General features: G+C 66.2%; 1 protein-coding gene. It reads right to left on the minus strand.

Features of this window, described 5'->3' with window-relative positions; all coding sequences use genetic code 11:
- On the minus strand, positions 1-4,785 hold a 4,785-nt coding region (locus MSIMFI_RS26850), incomplete at both ends, for a type I polyketide synthase (RefSeq protein ID WP_191499965.1).

Consider the following 4,785-nt stretch of genomic DNA (forward strand, 5'->3'; position numbering starts at 1 on the left):
GTTCGAGTGCGGTCAGCGAGTCGATGCCGAGGTCTTTGAAGGTGCGGTCTGGGTTGATCGAGGTGGGGTCAGGGTGGGCCAGCACGGTGGCGGTGGTGGTGACGACCAGGGTGGTCAGGGTCTGGAGCTGTTGGTCGGGGGTTTGGGTGCCTAGCTGTGCGGTCAGGGTGCTGGCGGTGGCCGTGGCGGCATGGGGGCGGGCGGTGGTCAGCGCGGACAGGATCGGAGGCAAGGTGTTGGTGCGCGCCAGACGGTCCAGTGCGCGCGAATTAAGCGGAGTCAGAACTTGATTCGGGAGGTGGTGGGTCAACGCGGTATCGAACAACGCCAGACCGTGTTCAGTGCTGATCGGGGTCAAACTCGTGCGGGTCACCCGGGCCCGATCGACTGTCTGCAGGTGGGCGGTCATTCCGGAGGGGGTGTGCCAGTAGCCCCAAGCCAGGCTGGTGGTCGGTAGTTGGTGACGGTGTCGTTGGTGGGCCAGCGCGTCGAGGACGGCGTTAGCCGCGGCGTAGTTGGCTTGCCCCGGGTTGCCCAAAGTGGCTGCGGCCGAAGAGAACAGCACAAACGCGGCCACGTCCTGCTCTGCAGTGAGGCGATGCAGATGCCAGGCGGCATCGGCTTTGGCCGCTAGCACCGTGTCGAGTTGGGTCTCGGTGAGTTCGGTGATGACGGCGTCGTCGAGGACGCCGGCAGCGTGGATGACCGCGGTCAGCCGGTGTTGGGAGGGGATCGACCTCAGCAGTGCGGCCAGCTCGGTTGGGTTGCTGGTGTCGCAGGCGGTGATGGTGACCCGTGCGCCTAGTTCGGTCAACCGTTGGGTGAGTTCGTCTGCGCCCGGGGCGGTTTCGCCCCGGCGTGATACCAGCAGCAGATGCTTGATCCCGTGCCTGGTGATCAGATGCTCGGCCACCAACGCGCCCAGCGCCCCGGTGCCCCCGGTGATTAACACCGTGCCCTCGGGATCCCAGGTGCGGGGCGGGATGAGCACGATTTTTCCGGTGTGCCGGGCTTGGCTCATGTCGCGGAAGGCGTGGGGGGCTCGCAGTAGGCCGTAGCTGGTGGTGGGCAACGGTCGCAGGATGTTTGCAGTGAACAGGTCGGTCAGCGTGGCCCACGCGTGGTGCAGGTCTTCGGGCGCGGCCGTCTGTAGGTCATAGGCGTGGTACGTCACGCCGGGATAATCGTGCGCGATCTGGCTGGGTGCGCGGATGTCGGTCTTGCCGATTTCGATGAAAGACCCACCGCGGGGCAGCAATTGCAGTGAGGCGTCGACGAAGTCGCCGGCCAGGCTGTTGAGTACCACGTCCACGCCCTGGTGGTCGGTGGCCTCGGCGAAGGCCGAAGCGAAATCCAGCGTGCGTGAGGAGGCGATCTGCTCGGGCGCGACTCCGAGGTCGTGGAGTATCTGTTGTTTGTTGGGGTGTGCGGTGGAAAAGACTTGAGCCCCAAGGTGACCCGCGATCTGGATCGCGGCTTGACCGACTCCGCCCGCGCCGGCGTGGATGAGGACCCGCTGGCCAGCGCGCAGCCCGCCCAACTCCACCAGCGCGATGTAGGCAGTCGAAAACGCCACCGGCACCGACGCGGCCTGCTCAAACGACAACCCCGCCGGGATGGGCATCACCATGCGGTGATCGGTGACCGCGGTCGGGGCAAAGGCATTGTTGGGGAACAAACCCATCACCGCATCACCGCGTTGCACGGTGCTCACATCAGAGGCAACGTCGATGACGACCCCGGCGGCTTCGGCACCCATACCCACATCGGAGATGGCGCCGACGGCCACGACCACATCGTGGAAGTTCAACCCGGCAGCGCGGATCGCCACCCGGATCTGCCCGGCAGCCAACACTGTCGGCTCGGTGGGCACCAGGGCCAGATTCGACAAATCACCCTTGCCGGTGGTACCGAGCTGCCAGTCAGGGCCCGCCGGTGGCGTCAGGAAGGCGGCCGGAGTGAGCCGGGGAATGTGAATGCTGCTGTGGCGCAACGCAAGCTGGGGTTCGCTGAGACCCTGGCCCAGCGCCGCCAGGACATTGATCAGCAGGCCCTCGTCGCTGGTGGCAGTGGTGTCGATCAGGCTGATCCGGCCGGGGTGTTCGTTTTGGGCGCAATGGGCCAACGCCCACACCGCGGCGTGCGCCAGATCCGGGGCCCGATCATGAACACTGGTCGCTACCGCATGACGGGTCAAGATGACCAGATGAGTACGCAACGCCTCGGGGCCAGCCAGCCAACCCTGCAACTGAGTCAACACACGCTGGGTCAGAGCGTGCACCCGCGGCAGCGCGTCGTGCTCGGATGCCTCAGAACAAGGCAGCGCCCAGATCACCAGATCGGTGTCGTCCAGATCGGGGTGCGACAGATCAGTGTGGGTGGGGATCTGACGCAGCCCGGGGCCAAGGTGATCCGGCTCAGCGGCGACGATGGCCCAGGTGGGTGAAACCCCAACCGCGGGCAAGGCGTCGGCGGGCAGAGCCGGCCAGTCCAGGGCGAACAAGCTGCCCCGCGTCGGGACCGGCATGGTCGGGACAGGGGCGTCGGGCAGCGCCCGCAAACGCAGGGCGCTGATGGTGATGACCGGAGCCCCGGTGGGATCGCTGGCGTGCAGAGTGTAGGTATCAGAACCGGTGCGAGTCGCGCGCACATACAGATGAGTGGCCGCAGCGGCATACAGGGTGATCCCGGTCAACGAGAACGGCACCCGCGGGCCCGCTTCGCCGTCGGGGCCATCCAGGGTGACCAACGGGTGCAGCGCGGCGTCGAGCAACGCGGGATGCATGGTGTAGCCGGTGATGTCGGTGTCGGCGGGCAGCACGATGTCGGCGTACACGGTGTCGGGATCGGCCGGGTCGTGACCAACGCCCACCACCCCCTGGAACACCGGACCGTACTGCAACCCGATGCCCGCCAAATCGTCGTAGAAACCACCCACGTCGATGGCCTCCAACCCCGCCAATGCCCAGGGTGCAGGAGTGGGGATCTGCTCAGCGCTCAACGACGCGCTCGCGTGCAGCACCCAGGTGCTGTCGTGCTGCTCGACACTGGTGCGCGCGTGCACGGTCACCGATCGCCGACCCGACTCGTCGACCGCGTGGATAGTGATCTGTACATCCGTGGCATGCTGATCGACCAGTACCAGCGGGGTGTGCAGGACCAGCTCGTCGACTCCCGGGCAACCCACGTGACCGCCGGCGTATAGAACCAGGTCGAGGAATCCCGTCGCCGGGAACACGACCGCACCGCCGACGCGGTGATCGGCCAGCCACGCCTGCGTGCTAGCCGACAGTCGCCCGCTGATCAGGGTTTGATCTTGATCGGCCACGGTGGTGATCGCGCCCAGCAGCGGGTGCTCGGGGCGGTGCAGGCCCGCGGCGCTGACATCGCCGCTACGGGCCGGGGTCAGCCAGAACCGGCGGTGCTGGGACGGGGACGTGGGCAGCGCGACAGTCTGTGTCTGGGGGTACAGGCTCGTCCAGGACGGGCTGTGGCCATGGGTATGCAGCTGGGCCAGTGCGCTAGCCAACGCGTCCAAGTCCGGGCGGTCACGATGAGCAGTAGTGATCACGGTGCCGGTGCCGGTGTCGGTGATAGCGGGAGCCAGCACGGGGTGGGGGGACAACTCAAGGAAGGTGTGGGCACCGGTGGCCAGGAGTCCGGCCACACAGTCGGCGAAGCGCACGGTGTGGCGCAGGTGTTGGGTCCAGTAGTTCGGTGAGGTGAGTTGGTCGGTGCTGGCCACTTGCCCGGTGAGGTTGGACATCACCGGCAGCCGAGGCGGACCGAACGCCAGACCGGCGGCGATGGCCTCGAACTCGGCCAGTGCGGGTTCCATGGCAGGGGAGTGGAAAGCGTGACTGACCGCCAGCGGGGTGGTCTTGTAGCCGTGGGTAGTGCACTGCTGACGAAGTTGGTCGATGTCAGCAAAAGGCCCAGCAACCACGATCGAGGTGGGGCTGTTGATGGCAGCGATCGCGGTGTCGGGGTAGTCAGCGAGCAAAGTGGTGACGTCATCAGGGCGGGTTTGGACGGCCAGCATGGCCCCGGGCGTGCAAGCCTGCATCAGCCGGCCCCGGGCACTGATCAAAATCGCGGCGTCCGTAAGGGAAAACACGTCGGCCAGATAGGCCGCGGTCAGTTCTCCGACGGAATGGCCCACCACAACATCCGGGCAGATCCCAACCTGAGCGAACACGGCGTGCATGGCCACCCCGAACGCAAACAAGGCTGGCTGAGCGTAAGCGGTCTGAGTTAACAACTCCGCCAGCGGCGATTGGGGGTCAGCGAAAACGACATCTCCCAGCGGCACGTCGAGATGGGGGTCAAAAGCGGCGCAGACCCGGTCGAAGGTCTCGGCAAAGACTCGATGGTGTTGGTAGAGACCCACGCCCATGGCGGGGTATTGGGCGCCTTGGCCGGGTAAAACGAACACAAGTTTGCTGTTGGCCTGACTGAGGTGGTGCTCGGTCAGATTGGGATGTGGCGTGCTGGTGTGCAGTGCGTGCAGCCCAGCCAGCAACTGCGCGCGAACGTCTTCGGTGTCCGGTGTGGTGATCGCGGCCCGGTAGGGGTGATGGGTGCGGGTGGTGGCCAGGCTGTAGGCCACCTCGGTCAGATCTAGGTCGGGATGCTCGATCAGGTGTTGGTGGAGACGATCGGCCTGGGCGGCCAAAGCACCAGGAGTACGCGCGGAGACCGGCCATATCCGCAGCGGCGGCTCACATATCGGGGTGACCTCGGGGGTGGGTGGTGAAGCTGGTGAGGCGGGGGCTTGTTGGACGA

This window comes from Mycobacterium simulans (assembly GCF_900232995.1).
Classification (GTDB): Bacteria; Actinomycetota; Actinomycetes; order Mycobacteriales; family Mycobacteriaceae; genus Mycobacterium; species Mycobacterium simulans.